This is a genomic window from Propionicicella superfundia DSM 22317, assembly GCF_000423465.1.
GTDB classification, from domain to species: Bacteria; Actinomycetota; Actinomycetes; order Propionibacteriales; family Propionibacteriaceae; genus Propionicicella; species Propionicicella superfundia.
The window spans coordinates 83956-104072 of the sequence record NZ_AUIA01000017.1 but is presented as its reverse complement, the minus strand read 5'-3'; the positions used below and the strand labels follow the sequence as shown (position 1 = coordinate 104072).

Sequence of the window (20117 nt, the reverse complement as noted above, 5' to 3'; positions counted from 1 at the left end):
ATGAAACTCAGCGAGATCTTCCTCAAGGACGTCACCCGCTCGATCGAGGGCGTCGTCAAGGCCGACGACGTCGACCACCTTGGCATCGAGGTCGAGGAGTACGTCTTCACCAATGACGCCGCGAAGGGCGTCGCGCCGCTGCTGGAGGAGTACACCAACTACGCGAACGCCAACGGCGTGTGGATATCCGGTTTCTTCGGCTCTGGTAAGTCCCACCTACTCAAGATGCTCGCGCACCTCCTCGGTGATGTCGAGGGCCAGGCGTTCCCCCGCGAGAAGGTCAGCGAGAGCTTCCTCAGCAAGACCGACGACGCGATGCTCATCGCCTCGCTCAAGAAAGCCGCCTCGATTCCGGCGAAGAGTCTGCTGTTCAATATCGACCAGAAGGCGACCCTCATCGTCAAGGACCAGACCGATGCCCTGCTCAAGGTCTTCGTCAAGGTCTTCGACGAGAGCCGCGGCTACTTCGGCAATGACGGCGCCGTCGCCCGCTTCGAGGAGGACCTCGACAAACGCGGTCAGTACGAGGCGTTCAAGGCCGCCTTCGCCAAGCACGCCGGCATCGACTGGTCGCAAGGGCGCGAGCAGACCGCACTCGAAGGTCACAACATCGACAAGGCGTTCACTGAGGTCAACGGTGAGGCGAACTCCGGGATCATCGCCCAGTACCAGAAGTCCTATGCCGTCTCGATCGAGGACTTCGCTGCATCGGTCAAGGCGTGGATCGACCAGCAGGAGCCTGGATTCCGGCTCAATTTCTTCGTCGACGAGGTCGGGCAGTTCATCGCCGACGACGTCAAGCTGATGCTCAACCTCCAGACCATCGCCGAGTCCCTCAACACCAAGTGCAAGGGACATTCGTGGGTGTTCGTCACCTCGCAAGAGGACATGGACAAGGTCATCGGCGACCGCTCCAGGCAGCAGGGCAACGACTTCTCCAAGATCCAGGCGCGGTTCAGCGCCAAGGTGAAGCTCACCAGTCAGGACGTCGAAGAGGTCATCAGCAAGCGCCTGCTGGAGAAGAACGCCGCGGGCACTGCCGCACTCGCGTTGATCTACTCCACGGAAGCGGGCAACTTCCCGACGATCTTCAACTTCGTCGACGGCGCGAAAACCTACCGCAACTACATCGACGAAGCCCGGTTCATCAACACCTACCCGTTCGTCACCTACCAGATCCCGATGTTCCAGGCCGCCATCGAGGGTCTGTCGGACCACAACATGTTCGAGGGCAAGAACAGCTCGGTCGGCGAACGTTCCATGCTCGGCGTGGTCCAGGAGGTCGCCAAGCGTATCGGCACCGAACAGGTCGGCGGCCTCGCAACCTTCGACCAGATGTTCGCGGGCATCAGCGCCGCGCTGAAGTCGGCCGCCCAGAGCGCCATCCTTCAGGCCGAGAGGCACCTGCCCGACCCCGGCTCCGATGTCACGATCGTCGCTAACCGCCTGCTCAAGGCGCTGTTCCTGGTCAAGTACGTCGACACCTTCAAGGCCACGCCCCGCAACCTCACCGTGCTCGTCTACGACCGCTTCGGCCTCGACCTCACAGGCCTGGGCAAGCAGGTGCAGGAGGCACTCAACCTGCTGGAGACCCAGTCGTACGTCCAGCGCAACGGCAACGTCTACGAGTACCTCACCAACGAGGAACAAGAGATCGAGAAGGAGATCAAGGCGGTCGACATCGACTCGTCCGAGGTCTCCAGCAAGCTCTTCCGCTACCTCTCGTCCGACATCCTGAAGACCAACAAGCTCAAGTACCTCAAGAACGGCCAGGACTTTTCATTCGGTTACAAGCTCGACGACATCGTCCAGGGAAACCAGCGTGAGTTGACCATCCACTTCATCACGCCCGAGACGAGCTACAGCGACTCCGAGATCGCGACTCAGAGCATGGGCCGAGACGAACTGCGGGTCTTCCTCGGCCGCGACAAGCGCCTGCTCGCAGACCTGCGCCTGCTCCTCAAGACCGAGAAGTACACCAAGCAGCGCACCAATTCCGGCGCCACCCCCTCGACGCAGGCGATCCTGCAGTCCAAGCAGATCCTCAACGCCGACCGCGAGAAGGAACTCGTCGAGCGCCTGCGCCAGGCCGTTGGCAAGGCGCAGTTGATCATCAACGCCGCGGAGATCCCCTCCAGCTCTCAGGATGCAGTGACTCGGCTGACGGACGGGTTCCAGGAACTGGTGAGCCGGACTTACACGAACCTCGGCCTGCTCGGCGGCAAGGTGTACCCCGAACAGCAGGTCGCCGGAGCGGTGCAGAACGACCATGGGCTGTTCAGCGCTGGAAGCTCTAGTGTCCTCGTCTCTCCGGGCGCCGAGGTGGAGTCCTGGATCATCACCCAGACGGGCCTGGGCGAACAGGTGACCATCAAGAAGATCGTGAACCGCTTCGAGACCAAGCCTTACGGCTGGGATCTCGGCTCCATCGAGGTTGTCCTGGGCTGGCTCGTCGGCAACGGGAAGGTCTCGCTGAGCGTCGACTCCAACCCGGTCGTTCGAACCGAGGCGGTGGCCCTCATCCGGAACACGACCAAGCAGCAACACGTCGTCGTCGCCCCGCAGAAGGCCTATGACCAGGCGAAGGTCTCCTCTTTCAAGAGATTCTGCGCCGACTTCTTCGATGAGGGCGCCGTGCCGAGCGACCCTGCCGAGCTGGCCAGGTTCGGCAAGGACCAGCTCACGTCCCGGCGTGACGAGCTCAACGGCCTCGTGAGCAGCAGCCGGTACCCGTTCGTCGCCCAGCTCTCCGGCGTCGTCGCCGTGCTCGACGAGGTCGTCGGCAAGCAGGTCGACTGGTACCTCACCGACTTCGACAAGGCCGACGAACTGCTCGAAGCCAAGGAAGACCTCGTCGACCCGATCAAGTCCTTCCTCCACGGCCAGCAAGCCAAGATCTTCGATGACGCGCAAACCCTGCTGAACGCCAACACCGGGAACCTCAGCTACCTCCCCGCAGGCAGCGCCGACGCCATCAAGACCCTGCTCGGCGACGCCAACGCCTTCCGCGGCAACAAGATGAACCAGCTCAAGGCCTCGGCCGACGCGTTGCGGGGTCAGATCGACGACGTCATCGCCGACAAGCGCTCCGACGTGACCGACGCGATCGAGGGACGCAAGGCTGAGATCCTCGGCAGCGCGTACTACGCCAACGCCACCCCCGCCGCGCAGAGCACTGTGATTCGCAGTATCGACGCGATTCTCGCGCGGCTCGACGGTGAGAGCCAGATCGCGCTCGTCCTCCAGGCAGGGGCGACCTTCGAGCAGAACGACTACCCGGAGCTCCTGAGCCAGCTCGTTGCGTCGCAGCAGAGCGGTGGAGATGACGCTCCGTCGCCGTCGATGGTCTCGGTCAAGACGATCCAGGTCACGGGCGTCTCCGGCGTCCTCGAATCCGAGAACGACGTCGACAACTACCTCGCCGCGCTGCGCAACGCGCTCGTCGAGACCCTCAACGACGGCAAGCGAATAACGCTCTGATGGATACCGCACCGCTCAGGTCCTTCGCCACGTGGGCGCGCACGGAACTCATCCGCGAGGTGGGCGCGCGCATTACCGCCGTACTTGCTCAGGCGTCACCCGAGCGCGTCGAGCAGTCGCGAGCCGTATCCGCTCTGGAACGGGCCATCGCCGCCGGGGGAGGGGGCGTCAAAGGCAGGGCGCATGTCGCCGACAAGGTCGCCTACACCTGGTTCAACCGCATCATCGCCCTGCGCTTCATGGACGCCAACGGCTACACCAGTATCGGCGTCGTCTCACCCGCGGCTGACCAGGTCGGCCAGCCCGAGGCACTGGCCGCGGCCAAGCGCGGACAGCTCGACGGCGATGTGGTCAAGGGCGCGAGCGCCGCGACCGTCACAGGACTGCTCAACGGCACCCGCAAGCCCCGGCCGGGTGTCGACGCCCAGGCCGAGGCATACGCGCTCCTCCTCGCGGACTACTGCCGCTTCTGGAACAGAGCCATGCCCTTCATGTTCGAACGCGAAGGCGACTTCACGGAACTGCTCATCCCGGCCAACGTGCTCGCCGAGGACTCCGTCCTGAGCCGCTCCGTCAGGGTGCTCACCGAGGAGGTCTGCCAGGACGTCGAGGCCATCGGTTGGCTCTACCAGTTCTACGTCGCCGAGCGGAAGGACGAGGTCTTCGCCGGGTTCAAGAAGAACAAGAAGGCCGGTGCCGACGAGATCCCCGCAGCCACCCAGCTCTTCACCCCGCACTGGATCGTTCGCTACCTCGTCGAGAACTCCCTGGGGCGACTGTGGATGCTCAACCACCCAGAGTCCAGTCTGGTCGACCGCATGGACTACTACATCGCCCCGGTCGACGAGGAGACCGACTTCCTCACGATCACCAAGCCCGAGGAACTCACGGTGATCGACCCGGCGTGCGGTTCGGGTCACATGCTCACCTACGCGTTCGATCTCCTTTACGCGATCTACGAGGAGGAGGGCTACACCCCCTCGCAGATCCCCGGACTGATCCTCACGAACAACCTCTACGGCACAGAGATCGACCCCCGTGCCGGAGTGCTCGCGGCATTCGCCCTCACGATGAAAGCTGCGGCCAAGCGCAAGCTCTTCCTCAAGAACCCGGTCGAGCCGAACGTCTGCGTGCTCGACCCGATCTCCTTCAGCGCCGACGAGCTGAGCTACCTCGTCACCAAGGACGGCGACCGGCACGCGGAGGAAGCGTTCTGGAACCAGTTCGTGAACGCCGACACATTCGGCTCCCTCATCCAGCCGGATCCCGCGCTGACCGCCCGTCTTGCAGACCACCTCGCGACGCTCGACGCGGACGGCGACATCCTCCGCGCTGATGCACTCGACTGGGCTCAGCGCGTCATCGACCAAGCCACGTACCTGACGGGCGGCTACGCGGTCGTGGTGGCAAACCCGCCCTACATGGGCAGCAAGCAGATGAACGCCCTGCTTTCACAGTTCATGAAGGACGAGTACCCGACCGGCAAGTCCGATCTCATGACGGCGTTCATGGTTCGGGCTCAGGTGTTGTCAGCACCCCGCGGCGTCTGGGCGATGATCAACCTCCCGTCGTGGATGTCGCTGAAGTCGTTCGAAGACCTCCGGCACGACCTGCTCCAGGACCAGCGGATCGCGTCAATGGCACACCTAGGACGCGGGATCTTTGGATCGGACTTCGGCACTGTCGCGTTCGTCGTTGACAACGTGCGCCCTGCGACGGCGCGGGGCGTCTACCGACGGCTCTTCGAACAGCACGTCGATGTCAGGTCCGTGGCCGCGATCGAGGCGCTGTTCCGTGACAGCACGTACAACCGATACGAGGTGTCGCAGGCTGACTTTTCGGCCATCCCCGGCTCGCCGATCGTTTACTGGCTCAGTGAAAAGATGCGCGCGGCCTTCTCGACGGGGAAGCCTTTGAGCGAGGTCGCGAACCTTCGCCAGGGGCTGGCGACTGCCGACAACGGCCAGTTCCTGCGCCAGTGGTGGGAGGTCTCGGGGAGCCGTGCGGCGTTCGCTTGCACGTCGCGTGAAGAGGCCGCAGCCAGCGGTGTGCGTTGGTTTCCGTACAACAAGGGAGGTGACTTCCGGAAGTGGTACGGGAACCAGGCACACGTCGTCAACTGGGAGAACGACGGCGCAGAGATCCGGGTGTTCGGAGCGGGGCGCGGCGGGCGCCCCCGATCAAGGGCGCAGAACACGGACACCTACTTTTCACCGTCCGTGTCATGGTCCGACATCTCATCCGGGGAGGCCGCGTTCCGCCGCTACCCGTCGGGATACATCTACGCGAACACAGGGCATTCCGGGTTTGGCGAGGAGGCGCTTCTTGACCGGCTAGCACTTCTTCTGAACTCGACGCTTGTCACGCGGATGCTACGGGTGCTCGCCCCGACCATGCACTTCGATATCGGGTATGTCGGGTTGGTACCGGTCGCGCCTGGGGTTGAGGATTTCCCAGCGGACCTTCTTGCTGACCTCGCTGAGTCGGCACAAGCAGACTGGGATATCGCCGAGACGTCGTGGGGGTTCACGAAGAACCCTCTGGTCTCAGGTACATGACGCTTGGATCAAGTCAACGTCGACAACTCGACCAGCGAGTTCTTCGTGAACCCCCACGACGTCTCCGCAACGTTCCAGTCCTCTCGCGAAGTCTCAACGAGGCGGTTGATACTGTCCGTCGGAAGTTCTCTGATCTCCTCGGCGACCGGGACGAGCCCCACATACCCGATGTGGAAGTGAAGCGTGGGTGCCACCACCTTCATGACGCCCATCACGAAACTGGAGTTCAGCAGCAGGGTGATCTGGTCCAGCATCGTCGGATCACCAAAACCCGAGTGACCTGTCGAGTCATGGATGAAGCCCTGGGGGTAGCGGCGGAACGCGGCCTCCCCGGATGAGATGTCGGACCATGACACGGACGGTGAAAAGTACCGGTCACGGCCTTGCCCCCGGACCAGCTTCTTGCCCTTCGGCACCATGTACGGGTATCGCTCGGCGAGCCCCTCCTCGATCTCCCGGCCATCGTGCTCCCAGTTGATGACGTGTTCCTGGTTGCCGTACCACCTCCGGAACGCGCCGCCCTTGTTGTAGGGGAACCAACGCCGCCCACTTGAACCGGCACTCTCCAGCGACTCGCAGTCGAACATCGTGCGATCCTGCGACACCTCCCACCACTGCCGCATGAAGCGGCCGTTGTCGCCCGTCCGTAGACCCACCAACAGCTCAGCGAGCTCGCCAAGCGGCTTCCCGACCTTGAACGCGGTCCGCATCTTTTCACTGAGCCAGTAAACGATCGGCGAGCCGGGGATGGCCGTTTTTTTTGTAGAAGAACCCTGCTTGCCCGGTTCGTTCAGCAAGAGCGACGCGCAGGTCCTTGTCCTTGGGCTCGGACCCGAGGGGTGTGAGGCGGACGAACGGCGCGTGCCGGCTGCGGTTTCCGGTCATCGACAGCACGAAGGCGGTGTTCGCGCCGAAGGTATCCGCGTGGTAGGCGGTATCCCGGAGGTGCAGGAAAGACTCGAAGGAGTGACCGTCCAGCAGCCGCCGCCGTAGCTCCTCGAATGACTTGAGGGACATCCAAGCGTCCCCGACCACGATGGCGAGCAACGCGGCGCCATCGGCGAGTTCGATGCCGCGCAGGATAAAGGCGCCGTAGAGATCCTGCTTGGCGTCCGGGTACTCGTCCTTCATGAACTGTGTTGCGGTCAGTGGGCTTCTCGGCCGCAGACGGTCTCTCGCGGCCCAACGCCGGTACCGGTGCCGCCGGGAGCTCTGCGACGGATGGCTACCCCGATGGCTACCCTCCTGGTCCGGCCGAGACTGTGACGATTGGGGATGTCCAGGTCGAAGCAGCGCAGCAAAGGATCAGGTTCTGTCTACCAGAACTCGCGGGGGCAGTGGGTCGCGGTCATCGAGGCCGGCTGGACGGCGCACGGAACCCGGCATCGGCTCACGCTCAAGGCGCGGACCGAAGCCGAGGTACGTGCCCGGCTGGCCGAGGCTCAGCGACGCATCGCGACCGAGGGGCCCGCCGCACCATTCGCCACCGTCACGATGAAGCGCTGGGCCGACCAGTGGCTCGCCCAACGCCAGCGCATCGTGCGCCCCGGCACGTTCGTCTCGGACCGCTCAGCGGTCCGCCGGTGGATCGTCCCGACCATTGGGCACCTGCGGCTCGACTCCCTGACGCCATCGGATATCCGCAAGGTGGCCGCCTCGCAAGAGGACGCAGGGCTGGCTCTCGCCACGATGCAGCGCACCCACGCTGTACTGGGCAAGCTCCTCGCCGACGCGGTCGCTGACGGGTACCAGGTCTGCCAACGCGCACGGGAGACGGCAAGCCCCGGCCTCGGGCCCTCGCCGAGGCAGTCGCTCACCATCGCCGACGCGATGAAGATCCTCGCCGTGGCGGCCGACCGGCCCGACGCGTCGCGCTGGGTAGCAGCGCTCGTAGAAGGTCTCCGCCCTGCCGAGGCGCTCGGCTTGACCTGGGAGATGGTTGACCTTGACAGCGAGACGATGACGCTCGCCTGGCAACTCAAAGCGCTCCCGTACGTCGAGCACCGCAATCCTGACAGCGGCTTCCGCGTTCCGCGCGGCTTCGAGTCTCGCCACCTGCAAGGCGCCTACCATCTCGTGCGTCCCAAGACCCGCGCAGGCAGCCGAGTCATCCCGCTCGTCCCTTGGCTGGCCCACGCCCTCAAGTCGTGGCGTGGGCAGGCGCCCTCTCTTCACGGGCTGGTCTGGCCACGGGACGACGGCGCTCCGCGATCGGCCGAGCTCGACCGGCGTCAGTGGTGCGAGATCGCCGACCAGGCGCAGGTCACCGTGACGCTCCCCGACGGCCGGACGCGACGCCCCTTGCTGTACGAGGCGCGGCACACCGCCGCCACCCTGCTGCTCGCCAACGGTATCGACGAGACCACCATCAAAGCGATCCTCGGGCACTCCTCGGTGCTGAGCACCCAGTCCTACCTGCACACAGACCGGACGCGAACCCGCGCTGCGCTCGTGGCGTCCGCGGACTTGCTGGGCTTGGGCCGGTAGCCTTGACACGAGCACATCGGCTACCCCAATGGCTACCCCTCCGTGCCCGGGCCGTGGCCCACAGGGGAGGTCGAGACCCGGCAATCCCTCGTGAGGCACCCAGTTGAAGACTCTTGAAGAGACCGTTGCACAGCACCGCGACGAGTGGGCGGCGCGCTCGCTTGCCCAGCAGCAACTGGAGATCGCGAACAACGAGGCTGTTGCGAAGCTGTACGGGCTCGAGGACGAGGTGCCGTCGTACGTGCCTCTCGAACGAGTGTCACTGACGAACAACTCCGCGTTCCGGTGGCCGAACAGGACGCCCGAAGAGCGCGACGCCCTGTTCGCGCAGTCCGCCATCGTCGACCTCATCTCCTACGCCGTCGGCTGCATGTTCGGCCGCTACAGTGTGGACGAGACAGGGCTCATCCTCGGCGACCAGGGATCCACGCTCGACGACTACCTCGCCAGAGTCCCGAACCCCACGTTCATGCCGGACAAGGACAACGTCGTCCCGATCGTCGACAGCGACTGGTTCGAGGACGACATCGTCGAGCGGTTCCGCTTGTTCCTCCGGACGGTCTTCGGCGCGCAGTACTTCGAGGAGAACCTGCGGTTCGTCAACGAGACGCTCGGGGTGAAGAGCCTTCGCGACTACTTCATCAGGACCACGGCGCGCGGCTCGTCCTCGAAGTTCTACGACGATCACGTCCAGCGCTACAAGAAGCGGCCGATCTACTGGCTGTTCTCCAGCCCCAAGGGGACGTTCAACGCGCTCATCTACATGCACCGCTACACGCCCTCGACCGTCTCGACGGTGTTGACCTACCTGCGCGAGTACGTGACCAAGCTGGAGTCGGCCCTCCAGCAGGCCGAGCGTGCCGGGAACGCGCCCGAGTCCGACCGGCTCCGCCGCATCCTCGTCGAGCTCAACGAGTACGAGCACGAGACCCTGTATCCGAAGGCCTCGGAGAACGTCACCATCGATCTTGACGACGGGGTCAGGACGAACTACCCGAAGTTCGGTGCCGCACTCCGCAAGATCGCGGGCCTGGAAGCGTCCGAGTGACCGATGGGAGATCGTGATGGCTGATCTCTGGGCGCTGCATGCGGATGGCCGGGTTGCCGCGCTCGAAGGAAAGACCCGTGAGTACAAGCGCGATCTGTCCTCACCGACCAAGCCACTTCGCACCATCGTGGCCTTCGCGAACTCCGCCGGCGGGCAGCTCGTGGTCGGCGTCGCGGACGACGGCACCGTCGTCGGGGTGGCCGACCCTCTCGCCGAGGAGGAGCGGCTCGCAAGCCTGATCGCGGACAGCATCGAGCCGCAGCTCGTTCCGGCGATCGACCTCGCCACCGTCGCTGGCGAGACCGTGCTGGTAGTCGAGGTGCCCCTGAGCACGCGACGCCCGCACTACATGAAGGCGCAGGGCATCGACGGCGGTGTCTATGTGCGCCTCGGGTCGACGACCCGTCAGGCCGACCCGGCGCTGGTGGCCGAGTTGGAGCGCACCGCGAGGGGCGTGGCATTCGAGGACTTGCCCGAGCCGCGCGCGTCGCTCGCAGACCTCGATCTCGCACAGCTCGGCAACCTCCGGGGGCGTGCCACGACCGCCAAGGATCTCGTCGCTCTCGGTCTCGCGGTGAAGCATGGGACGCAGGTCGTGCCGACCAATGCCGGGATCCTCGCCGCCTGTGCTGAACCGACCCTGTTCCTCCCCTCAGCGTGGGTTCAGTGCGGGCGGCTTCGCGGCCCAGAGGGCATCGACATCTTCGACCAGGCCGAGATTCACAAGCCCCTCCCGCAGGCGGTTGATGACGTGATGGCCTTCTTGACCAAGCACGCCTACAAGACGGGCGTGTTCGGTGAGGCGCGTCGCAAAGATGTCTACTCGATCCCCGTCGAGGCGATCCGTGAGGTGATCATCAATGCGCTCGTTCATGCGAGCTATGCGGAGCGCGGTACGCCCATCCGTGTCGGCTTCTACGACAACCGCATCGTGGTCGAGAGTCCCGGCGGCCTCGTGTCCGGCATGACGGTGGAGACGATGCGCGGGGTGTCGCGGCTGCGTAACCCGTCCCTCGCCCGCATCTTCCGAGACGCCGGGCTCATCGAACAGTGGGGTAGCGGCGTCAACCGCGTCTATAGCGAGATCGCGAAGGCCGGCCTCCCCGCCCCTGACATCGAGGAGATCGTCGACCGGGTCCGCGTCACGATCCACGTGGCCGACCACTCGGCGACACCCAGGTCGGCCGAGCAAGATACCTACGCGCGTAGCAATGAGGGTAGGCATGTCGGTAGGTATGATGTGGGCATGTTGAGCGCGGCAGTCGAAGGTCCCGTCCACCGCAACATCCTCCTCGAAGCAGTCGGCCTCAAGCCGCTGTCGCAGAACTACACACGCCACGTCGCCCCGCTCATCGAAGCGGGCCTGCTCGCGATGACGGTGCCTGACAAGCCGCGCAGCAAGGCTCAGCGGTATCGAATCACCGACGCTGGACGCGCGTTCTTGGAGGCTACCAAGTGACTGATCTGACCTCCATCCAAGACGCCCTGCAGAGCCGACTCGTCTCGCAGCGGGTCGTGTTCTGGCATGACCCTGCCGGTGAGTACGCTGCCGACCTCGACGCGCTGGACCTTGACGCGGTCAACATCATCCGTGTCGAGGACAACGAGTTCGGCGTGAAGAACACCCTCCTCGCCGACCATGTCAGCAAGCACCTCGTCTACCGTTCCGGTGACCTGCCGCGCGGCACCGCAAACTGGCTGCTCGACCTGGAGCTCGCCTACGGCGTCTTCACCGCCGACAAGACCTCGATGCTTCAGCAGGAGCTTGGGCTCAACGATCCGGCGCTGGTGTCGGTGATCGAGCAGCACCAGAAGTTCTTCGCAGCGAACAGTCGCAAGCAGGCGCTGCTGAGGCTCCTGGACGACGGGGACGACACCGCCCGCCTGCGCGCCAAGATGTGCCAGGTGCTCGTCAAGGCATCGGGCCACAAGCTCACCGACATCGTGCGCGAGGTTCTCGTCGAGAACGCCGCCGGGAGAACCGCCAAATTCGAGGAACTCGTCACCTACGGCCTCGACCAGTTCTTCTGGGACGGGCTTGCCAACATCTACAGGTACCCGAGCAAGACCCCGACGATCGACGACTTCGTCCTGTGGATGTTCGGTCGCGCCATCGAAGACTTCGCCTCGACCACACCCGACGAGTTCCGCAACATCCGCAGCGACTTCAACGCTTTGCGCTACGACGTCCGCACCCAGGACGTGATGACGGCGCTGGCCTCCCGCGCGGCCGACGCGCTAGACGTGAAGTCCAAGATCGAGCACCGCGACTTCCGTGAGTTGGCCAAGGTCACGATCTTCGAGGACGTTGACCGCAAGGTCATCGTCGATCTCGCCGCCGCTGTCGCCACCCAGTCGGTGACGCCGCGTGAAGTCGCAGACCTCGTCCGACAGCGCCAGGAAAGCCTGTGGAAGGCCAAGTACGCCAAGCTCTACCAGGCCATCCAGAGTGCATCCGAGCTGCTCGCAGCGATCGCCGGCCTGCCGCACACCATCGCCTCAGCCGCGCTGGGCCTGGAGAAATACCAGTCCGACTGGTACCGCATCGACCAGCAGTACCGGTGGTTCACCTACGCCCACCAGACGGCCGACTTCCAGAAGCCGCTCGAAGCACTCAAGACCGAGGTCGACAAGCAGTACGCCAACAAGTACCTCTACGACTTCGGCGGGCTGTGGCAGCAGGCCATCGAGCCGATGGGCGAGTGGAAGTCTGCCGTGCTCGCGCCGCAGGCGAGGTTCTTCGACCGCGATGTCGCACCCGTCGTCAAGGACGGCCGCACCAAGGCGGTCGTCATCATCTCCGACGGCATGCGCTACGAGGTTGCCGAGGAACTGGCATCCATGATCCGGGGTGAGGACCGCTTCGACGCCTCGCTCTCGGCTGTGCTCGGCTCGCTGCCGAGCTACACGCAACTCGGCATGGCGTCGCTGCTCCCGCAGTCGAGCCTGGAGCTCGACCCCGAAGGTCTGCCGGTGCTGGCGGACGGGAAGCCGACGAACGGCACCGCGAACCGCGACAAGATCCTCCAGGCGGTCAGAGGGCACGCCATCACGGCCGCCGAGGTACTGGCCATGCCGGGAATCGAGCTTCGTGAGCTGTATACGAAGCACCAGATCTTCTACGTCTACCACGACCGCATCGATGCGGCGGGCGACAAGGCCTCGACAGAGCGAACCGTCTTCGAGGCGACCGAGGAGTCCCTCCGTGAGTTGCTTCTTCTCGTGAAGAAGTGGACCAACGCGAACGCGACGAACATCCTGATCACCGCGGACCACGGGTTCCTCTATCAGGACACTCCGCTGGAGCAGTCGTGCTATGTCTCGCGGACCCCCCAGGGCGATGCCGTGACGAAGACCAACCGTCGCTACGTCCTGGGCCGCTCGCTGAAGCCGTCTCCATCGTTCATGACGTTCACCTCGGCGCAGGCCGGGCTCGCGGGCGACCTGGACATCCAGATCCCCAAGTCGATCCACCGCATCCCGCAGCCCGGCGCTGGCACTCGCTACGTCCACGGCGGCGCGGCCCTCCAGGAGATCGTCGTCCCGGTGATCACGGTCAACAAGAAGCGCAAGAGCGACATCCGCCCGGTCAACGTCGACCTCATGCCGGAGACCGACAAGATCACCACGGGCCAGATCGCGGTCAAGCTGCTCCAGCGCGAGGCCGTCACGGACAAGATCCAACCGCGCCAGGTCCGGCTCGGCCTGTACGTTGGGGAGACCCCGATCTCCGACCAGCCCGTCCTGACCTTCGACAGCGCATCCGAGGATCAGCGCGATCGGTACCAGAAGGCCGTCCTGTACCTGACCCAGGACGCCGACGAATACAACAACAGGCCCGTCGAGTTGCGGCTCGAAGAGCCGATCCCAAACACGACGCAGTGGAAGACATTCTCCAAGGGGAACTACACGATCAGGCGGTCGTTCACGACGGACTTCGACTTCTAGGAGAGCCATGACGAACCTTGAAGAGGCTCTCGGCGAGTTCGATGTCCTCGCCGTGAACGCGGCCGACACCACCCCGGCGAAGTCCGCGCTCGACGACAAGATCAACGAGCAGTTCGCCGGTGCCGTCGTTCGCAAGGACCTCGTCAAAGCGGTCCGAGGGAACGCCGTCGTGCCGTCGTACGTCCTGGAGTACCTGCTGGGCCAGTACGCGGCGTCAGACGACGAAGCGACGATCCAGGCTGGGATCGACAGCGTCCGCCAGATCCTTGCGACCCACTACGTGAACCGCAACGAGCACATGCTCGTGAAGTCCGAGATCCGCCGCAAAGGCCTCCTCCGCGTGATCGACAGGGTCACCGTCACTCTCAACGAGAAGAACGACGTCCACGAGGCCGAGTTCGAGAACCTCCAGGTCAAGGGCGTCATCATCGACGACGTCACGGTCAAGCAGAACCCCAAGCTCCTCGTCGGCGGGGTCTGGTGTATCTCCGAGATCGAGTACTTCCACTCCGACGACCAGCGTGTCGTGCCGTGGATCCTCGGCAGCCTGAAGCCCATCCAGGTCGCCGGCGTCGACATCGACCACTACAACGAGGCGCGCAAGGCGTTCACCACAGAGGAGTGGATCGACCTGCTCATGCAGTCGATCGGCCTCAACCCCGAGCAGTTCAACGAGCGAGGCAAGCTTATTGCCCTGACCCGCCTCATTCCCTTCGTCGAGCGCAACTACAACGTCGTTGAACTCGGCCCCAAGGGTACCGGTAAGTCCCACACGTTCAGCGAGTTCTCCCCGAACGGCATCCTCATCTCCGGCGGCGAAGTCACGGTCGCCAAGCTCTTCGTCAACAACGCGAGCGGACGCATCGGCCTGGTGGGGTATTGGGACTGCGTCGCGTTCGATGAGTTCGCCGCGAACCGGCGGACCGACCAGAACCTCGTCAACGTGATGAAGAACTACCTCGCGAACAAGTCGTTCTCGCGAGGTACGAGCATTTACGGCGCTGAGGCGTCGATGGCATTCATCGGCAACACCACGCACACGGTGCCGTACATGCTCAAGAACACCGACCTGTTCGACGAGTTGCCCGACGCGTACCGCGACCCGGCATGGCTCGACCGCATCCACCACTATGTGCCGGGGTGGGAGGTCGCCCCGATTCGCGCGGAGATGTTCTCCGCGGGCTACGGCTTCGTCGTCGACTATCTCGCCGAGATCCTGCGGGCGAAGCGCACCGAGGACTTCTCGGACAAGTACAAGGACTACTTCACGCTCGACACCTCGATCTCGACGCGCGACCAGGACGGGGTCCGCAAGACCTTCTCTGGGCTGATGAAGCTCGTACACCCAACGGGCGAGGCCACCGAGGACGAGGTCTGCGCGCTCCTTGAGTTCGCGATCGAGGGTCGCAAGCGCGTCAAGGATTCGATCCTTCGGATCGACGCCACGATGCGCGACACCCCCGTCAACTTCCGGTACGCCGACAAGACGGGCACGTGGCACGAGGTCACGACCCTTGAAGAGAGCCAGTACCCGCAGCTGTACCGGCGCAGCTACGACGCGACACCTTACGGTGACGGAGGGCCTGGCGGGGGCGTGGCCGAGGCGGCTGAACCGGTGCCAACCAGCGGCCCGGCGACCGCCGCCGCCTCATCGACGCCGGAGGTTGCTGCTGAGGCCGTCTCCCCGCTGACCGAGGGGCACCGGGACTTCACGGCCGGCCAGAAGGGCGTCTCCTACGGGACCCTCCTGCTGCCCTACCTTCACGGCGCGACCAAGATCACGATCACGGACCCGTACATCCGCATGCCGCACCAGGGGCGCAACCTCGCCGATCTGCTCAGCCTGCTCGCCGCGGCCAAGGACGACGCCGACGAGATCGACGTCGACCTCATCACGACGGAGGAGCCCAAGGCCGAGTTCAAGCGCAACCAGTTGCTCATGCTCAAGTCGATCAAGGACGCGTCCGACGCGGTTGGTGTTCGCCTCAGGGTCCGGCTCGACGACACGATCCACGACCGCCGCATCGAGACCAACCACGGTTGGCGCATCGACCTCGGCAAGGGCCTCGACATCTGGCAGAAGCCGAGCGACAACCCCTTCGACTTCGGCCGCAACCACCAGGAGTTCCGCCTCATCGGCTCGGCGTTCAGCGTCCACTACGTGAAGATCCCGGTGGTCGACGGCGGGGAGGACGCGCAGCGATCGAGTCGATCTCGATCGAGCTGTTCAGTCGATTGAGAGTACTCAGATCTCACTCGGGCGCGTGACCGCGCTGGTTGGGTCAAACAAAGTTCGGTGTTGAAGGAGTATGCGTCGCGCTCGTCCATCCTCCCGTCCGTGGCGAGCCAGTCGATTGTCCGGCGGAGGACGCCCACGACCGCGACGCCAAGCGTTTCCGCGACGCCGACGGGCGCCCACGCCTCGGCCGTGTCGACGGGTGCGCCGCCGGTCGGAACTCGTGACGACTAGGGCGGTCAGTTCCGAGGCAACGGAAGGAAGCGGCCGAGGAGGAACTTCACAACCTCCTCGGTCAGCCTGTGATACGTGTGCATGTTTGCGGTCGAGATCGCCTGACTCCCGCCATGCGCCAGCTTGTGTCGGGCCCCGATCAGGTTCCCAAGGCTTTGGCGACGCTCGTCCTGCGCGAGGAAATCCGTCAGCTCGGCGCGCCACTGGGCATCGAAGTTCCCCACGAGCCGTTCGAGATTCGTCGGATTGAGGTTCGTCTGCTTGCCAACCTGCGTCTGAGCGAAAGCGAGCACTCGGTGCGACGAGTGCTCTTCGAGGTACGCGTTCGCCATGTGCTGGACAGCAGACTCGATGAACCCGCTCATACGAATGACCGCGAGACGTGCGAGGTGGCCTCGCACTGCGAGTTCTTCAGCGGCGTCCGCGAGAAGGACGAGTTCGTCGATCTCGCGGAGCTCTGCCTTGATAGCGGAGCGCCGATCGACGTAGGCGGTCATACGTCGGCGAACGCGGCTCGCGCGAGACGCAGGCGGGTGGCCACCGACTCCTCGTTGGCAGTCGCCTTCGTGACGGCGTCAAGGAACTCGGGAGCTGCCACGAGAGCGTCGTACGCCGACAACCATTGTTCAGTGGCGACGTCCGCGGAGGAATCACTCGCCAGCCGGTGCATCAGACCTACGAAGACCGAGTCGAGGATGGCCGCGTTCACCTGGGTGCGGAGTCGGAAAATCCGGTCTCGGGAAGAGAGAATCGCCGTCGCTCGCGTGAACAGGCTGCCAAGGCCGTCAAGATCAACGTCCACACCGTTCCGGTGACTGGCGAGGAAGTTGTTGAGGAACGTCTTCAAGGGGGCTTCGTAATTCCCGCTGTCGGCGTACAGTGCCAGGACGCGCAGGATCAACTCTTGATCTTTGAGTCGATCGCTGCGCTTCCCGAAGATCTTGCGCCAGTTCGTGTCGTTGTTGAGCGCGCGGATCGCCTCGACCGCCTTGCCGCCGTATAGGGCGACGCGAATCTCGTGTGGTTGAAGGTTGGTTCCACCGGAGTTCAGGCGCTCGAAAATCTGGTAAACGCTCTCGTACTCCTCAACTGACTGCGGAGAGCGGATGATGATCGCCTGGATGAAGGTGTCGTCAAGACCGCGGCGGGCCTCGTCGCTGAGCGTTCCGTACGTCTTTGACTTGAACGCGTCGTCGACCGCATCAAGCCGGAACTGACTGGTGTAGAACGCTGCGAGTGTCGTCAGACGCTGCTGTCCGTCTAGAACTAGGTACTTCTTGCCGGGCTGTTCGACAAGGAAGATTCCAGGTACTGGATAGCCGAGGAGGAGCGACTCGATGAAGCGGTCCTGCTGGGGCCGTCGCCAGACCCGGCCGCGCTGGAAGCCCGTAGCGTTCGGGTCGGGCAGTTCTACTGTCGGGTCGAAGGTTGGGACGACGATCGAGCGCTCGTTGTAGCGCCGAACGAGACCGTGGATGTCGAACTCGGTCCCGAAGTAGGAGATCGGTACCGCCTTAGATGCGACCTCGTCGGACTCGTCGACGTCGTCGACCTCAGTCGATCCAAGGTCGAGCAAGTCCCTGACGGTATCGGGTCCTGCGTCGGGCTGCTCACTCATGTCCGTACTCTATCGGCGGCCTCGGCGCGGATTCGGCCGCGCGGCTCTACGGGGCCGGAAGGGCGAAACGTCGAAGGAGCCAGGCGCCGCTCTATGCACGTGCCGCCTGCGGTGGGCGCCATGGGCCGTCCTGATTCGTCCGCCGACGAACGCACTGATCATGAACGTCAGGACACCCAGAACCGATGCCCACCAGACGAAACCCGAGGTGCCCCCGAGCGCGAACGACAGGAAGACGACGTCGCCGGGCATGTTGACGACGGAGACGCGACCGAGTTCGAGGTAGCTGAAAGCGTCGACGAGTCCGGCACCGACGGTCACCAGCGCCAGCGGCAGCGGCCCGTCCGGGTACCACCTCGGCGGCACGATGGGGCCCAGGCATGCGCTGCGTCCGCAGGACGTTTGCCCGCCTGCGTGCGGGCCATGGTAAGAAGTCGGTCGTGGACGACGCGGCGAGACAGCGCCTGTGGGAGCACCGGCAGACGACGAACGAGGACTTCAACAGCATCTCGAACTATTTCCTGCTGGCGCAGTCCTTCCTGCTCCTGGCCGCGGTCGACGGAATGGGCACCCCCGATGTCGCCCGGCTGGCGGTGTCGATCCTGGGACTGCTTCTGACCGTCCTGTGGTGCTATGTCCAGGCGAAGCAGCGATATCTGCTCAACCAGTTGAAGGCGGAATGCGCGGAGGAGTTCCCCGAGTACAACTCCACGCGCGCATCGCGGACCCATCGCATCTGGCGCTTCTCCAACACGGCCGTCATGGCCTACGTCATTCCCGGGCTGTTCGCTGTGACGTGGCTCGTCGTCCTCCTGGCGCGTGTCGTGTGACCGACGGCTCCGAGGGGTCGTCGGACGCCCGGCGACGCGTGTCCAACGGTGCCGTCGTCGACCGTGGACTCATGGACCAGGTGGCCACGGAGCTGAGCGCACTCACCGGCGCGGCGGCGCAGGTCGAGCCGCTCGCGTCGGGGGTCTCCTCCGCGAACCTGTACTGCAGGTCGGGCGGGCATGAGTTCGTCGCGCGGATCGAGCTCTTCCGCTCGCTCGCCGATCTCGAATGCGACTTCGCGTACGCGGAGAGCGCCGCGCGCCACGGGGTGAACGCCATCCCGCTGCCCGTCTGGATCGGTCACGTGGGGCGCGCACCCGTGTCGATCCGGCCGTGGATCACCGGGGCGCAGGCCGACGTGGCGGAGATGACGCCCGCGCTCGCGTACCTCGCGGGCCGGCAGCTCGCGTTCGTCCACGGAGCCCGGGTGCCGACCGGGCGGGCGTGGTTCTACGAGGAGCCGCTCGCGGACCCGACCGGTCTGCGGCTTCCCGACCGCCCGCTCGTCGAGACAGCGCTGCGGAACTGCGTCGCGCTCCCGCGCGAGGGCGTCATGGTTCACACCGACTACCGAGCGTCGAACTGGGTGGTCTCCGAATCCGGGCTCCACGTGCTCGACTGGGAGAAGGCGGCCCCCGGGCCGAGGCTGTTCGATCTCGGGCTTGCGGCGTTCCACTTCGCGGCGTGGCCGGGGCCGGCCTGGCGGGACCTCGTCCAGCGCTTTCTCGACGGCTACACCTCCGTGTACGGAGCCCAGCGGTTCGGCGAGGTCGTGGACGCGATCCGGACGGCCGGCTCGGTCTTCTACCTCGTGGACGCGGAGATCTTCGGGCGAACCCGGGACGCGGAGGTCGCCTCGCCGATCGACAGACGGCACGCGGAGTACTTCCTGCGGTACTGCGAGCCGGCGATGAACTGCCTCGTGGAGCGTCTTCCGGCTCTCACGCGACGAGCGTGAAAGGCCAGTCGCCCGAGTCGATGTCGTTCAACCCGTGGCTCACGGCCACCGGCAGCCAGCCTGCGGTGTCGGCGTATCGCAGGTACTCCGGCCGGTCCTCGACCAGGCACGCGTCGCGACCCCAGGAGCGTTGAGTGAAGTCCAGCCGCCCGCGTTTGCCGTCGACCTCCGGGTCGTCCGGCGAGCCCTCGCAGAGCACGGCGTCGAACCGCTTCCGCAGGTCCAGAAGGTCGAGGAGCGCACCGATGTGCTTGTAGCTGCCCGAGCTCACGATCCAACTCGGGATGCCGCGCGCTGCCAGGTGGTCCAGCAAAGGGGTCACGAACCAGTTCGGACGCAGGTCTCGGCATCGCGCCAGATAGTCGGCCGACCGCTCGGTCTTGAGTTCGGCGATGTCCGTGCTGATTCCGCACCGTTCGCGAAGCGTCGCCCAGATCCGGGCCTCCGGTTCGCCGATGAACTCCGCGAGCGACTCCGGGGACACGTCCACACCGTGCCGGCGGAGGATGTCGGCGAAGGCGGCCATCTGGCGGGGCTCGGTGTCTGCGACGACGCCGTCGAAATCCCACAGCACCGCCGAGACGTCATCGAGGCGGGGCAGGAGCCCGTCCGGGAGCATCACGACAGTCACCCTAGCCAACCGCCTGCCGCCCGCGACAGGTCGCGCCCACGGGGACGGGGCTTGGCTGAGTGGCCGGGCCTGTGCCTGGGTCCGGGCC

15 protein-coding genes are annotated in these 20117 nt (G+C 64.9%); 9 read left to right on the top strand and 6 right to left on the bottom strand.

The window, feature by feature from the left end; genetic code table 11:
* Positions 1-3480 carry a BREX system P-loop protein BrxC gene (gene brxC, locus G555_RS0102905; protein ID WP_028707702.1) on the top strand — a complete coding sequence of 1160 codons (3480 nt, stop codon included), beginning with the start codon at positions 1-3 and terminating at the stop codon, positions 3478-3480.
* On the top strand, positions 3480-6038 hold the full coding sequence (gene pglX, locus G555_RS17605) for a BREX-1 system adenine-specific DNA-methyltransferase PglX (RefSeq protein WP_036920964.1): 2559 nt from the start codon (positions 3480-3482) through the stop codon (positions 6036-6038). Before brxC ends, pglX begins: the two co-directional genes overlap by 1 nt.
* Before the next feature lie 8 nt (positions 6039-6046).
* On the opposite strand, the gene G555_RS0102895 is transcribed toward pglX, so the two are convergent.
* Both G555_RS0102895 and G555_RS0102890 read right to left on the bottom strand, forming a co-directional pair.
* Positions 6047-6835 (bottom strand): hypothetical protein, encoded by a 789-nt coding sequence (locus tag G555_RS0102895; RefSeq protein ID WP_156887400.1) that lies wholly within the window; start codon positions 6833-6835, stop codon positions 6047-6049.
* Positions 6753-7169: an Eco57I restriction-modification methylase domain-containing protein gene (locus G555_RS0102890; RefSeq protein ID WP_028707700.1), complete on the bottom strand. Its 417-nt coding sequence runs from the start codon at positions 7167-7169 to the stop codon at positions 6753-6755. Before G555_RS0102890 ends, G555_RS0102895 begins: the two co-directional genes overlap by 83 nt.
* Before the next feature lie 144 nt (positions 7170-7313).
* Here G555_RS0102890 and G555_RS0102885 point away from each other — a divergent pair, with 144 nt between their 5' ends.
* The 5 genes from G555_RS0102885 to brxL all read left to right on the top strand — a co-directional run bounded on the left by G555_RS0102885 (position 7314) and on the right by brxL (position 15760).
* Positions 7314-8525 carry a tyrosine-type recombinase/integrase gene (locus tag G555_RS0102885; protein ID WP_028707699.1) on the top strand — a complete coding sequence of 404 codons (1212 nt, stop codon included), beginning with the start codon at positions 7314-7316 and terminating at the stop codon, positions 8523-8525.
* A 103-nt stretch (positions 8526-8628) separates the two neighbouring features.
* On the top strand, positions 8629-9573 hold the full coding sequence (locus G555_RS0102880; RefSeq protein WP_028707698.1) for a BREX-1 system adenine-specific DNA-methyltransferase PglX: 945 nt from the start codon (positions 8629-8631) through the stop codon (positions 9571-9573).
* 16 nt (positions 9574-9589) lie between these two features.
* The gene (locus G555_RS0102875) at positions 9590-11032 is read left to right on the top strand and encodes an AlbA family DNA-binding domain-containing protein (RefSeq protein ID WP_036920885.1); all 1443 of its coding nucleotides are present in this window, start codon (positions 9590-9592) and stop codon (positions 11030-11032) included.
* A complete protein-coding gene (gene pglZ, locus G555_RS0102870) occupies positions 11029-13521 on the top strand; it encodes a BREX-1 system phosphatase PglZ type A (RefSeq protein ID WP_028707696.1) in 2493 nt (830 codons plus the stop codon). The genes G555_RS0102875 and pglZ overlap by 4 nt, the downstream gene beginning before the upstream one ends.
* A 7-nt stretch (positions 13522-13528) precedes the next feature.
* The gene (gene brxL / locus G555_RS17600) at positions 13529-15760 is read left to right on the top strand and encodes a BREX system Lon protease-like protein BrxL (protein WP_084634624.1); all 2232 of its coding nucleotides are present in this window, start codon (positions 13529-13531) and stop codon (positions 15758-15760) included.
* 236 nt (positions 15761-15996) lie between these two features.
* Here the strand turns inward: brxL and G555_RS0102860 are convergent, their stop codons facing one another.
* From G555_RS0102860 to G555_RS17590, 3 genes are read right to left on the bottom strand one after another with little or no spacing between them, the layout of a single operon-like run.
* Positions 15997-16488, bottom strand: coding sequence for a HEPN domain-containing protein (locus G555_RS0102860; RefSeq protein ID WP_028707695.1), 492 nt, complete (start codon positions 16486-16488; stop codon positions 15997-15999).
* On the bottom strand, positions 16485-17609 hold the full coding sequence (locus tag G555_RS17595; RefSeq protein WP_028707694.1) for a DUF262 domain-containing protein: 1125 nt from the start codon (positions 17607-17609) through the stop codon (positions 16485-16487). Before G555_RS17595 ends, G555_RS0102860 begins: the two co-directional genes overlap by 4 nt.
* Positions 17610-17618: 9 nt before the next feature.
* Positions 17619-17930 (bottom strand): DUF1275 family protein, encoded by a 312-nt coding sequence (locus tag G555_RS17590; protein ID WP_245581180.1) that lies wholly within the window; start codon positions 17928-17930, stop codon positions 17619-17621.
* A 119-nt stretch (positions 17931-18049) separates the two neighbouring features.
* Here G555_RS17590 and G555_RS22525 point away from each other — a divergent pair, with 119 nt between their 5' ends.
* On the top strand, positions 18050-18439 hold the full coding sequence (locus G555_RS22525) for a RipA family octameric membrane protein (RefSeq protein WP_028707692.1): 390 nt from the start codon (positions 18050-18052) through the stop codon (positions 18437-18439).
* Positions 18436-19398, top strand: a complete 963-nt coding sequence (locus tag G555_RS0102840) for an aminoglycoside phosphotransferase family protein (protein ID WP_028707691.1) — start codon at positions 18436-18438, stop codon at positions 19396-19398. The genes G555_RS22525 and G555_RS0102840 overlap by 4 nt, the downstream gene beginning before the upstream one ends.
* Here G555_RS0102840 and G555_RS0102835 read toward each other — a convergent pair.
* Complete coding sequence (locus G555_RS0102835; RefSeq protein ID WP_245581181.1) at positions 19382-20017, bottom strand: HAD hydrolase-like protein; 636 nt, start codon at positions 20015-20017, stop codon at positions 19382-19384. The genes G555_RS0102840 and G555_RS0102835 overlap by 17 nt on opposite strands.
* Positions 20018-20117 lie beyond the last annotated feature (100 nt).

Coding starts and splice junctions, on each gene's coding strand:
- brxC (WP_028707702.1), top strand. CDS start 1: ATGAAACTCAGCGAGATCTTCCTCAAGGACGTCACCCGCTCGATCGAG.
- pglX (WP_036920964.1), top strand. CDS start 3,480: ATGGATACCGCACCGCTCAGGTCCTTCGCCACGTGGGCGCGCACGGAA.
- G555_RS0102890 (WP_028707700.1), bottom strand. CDS start 7,169: ATGAAGGACGAGTACCCGGACGCCAAGCAGGATCTCTACGGCGCCTTT.
- G555_RS0102885 (WP_028707699.1), top strand. CDS start 7,314: ATGTCCAGGTCGAAGCAGCGCAGCAAAGGATCAGGTTCTGTCTACCAG.
- G555_RS0102875 (WP_036920885.1), top strand. CDS start 9,590: ATGGCTGATCTCTGGGCGCTGCATGCGGATGGCCGGGTTGCCGCGCTC.
- brxL (WP_084634624.1), top strand. CDS start 13,529: ATGACGAACCTTGAAGAGGCTCTCGGCGAGTTCGATGTCCTCGCCGTG.
- G555_RS0102860 (WP_028707695.1), bottom strand. CDS start 16,488: ATGACCGCCTACGTCGATCGGCGCTCCGCTATCAAGGCAGAGCTCCGC.
- G555_RS17595 (WP_028707694.1), bottom strand. CDS start 17,609: ATGAGTGAGCAGCCCGACGCAGGACCCGATACCGTCAGGGACTTGCTC.
- G555_RS0102835 (WP_245581181.1), bottom strand. CDS start 20,017: ATGCTCCCGGACGGGCTCCTGCCCCGCCTCGATGACGTCTCGGCGGTG.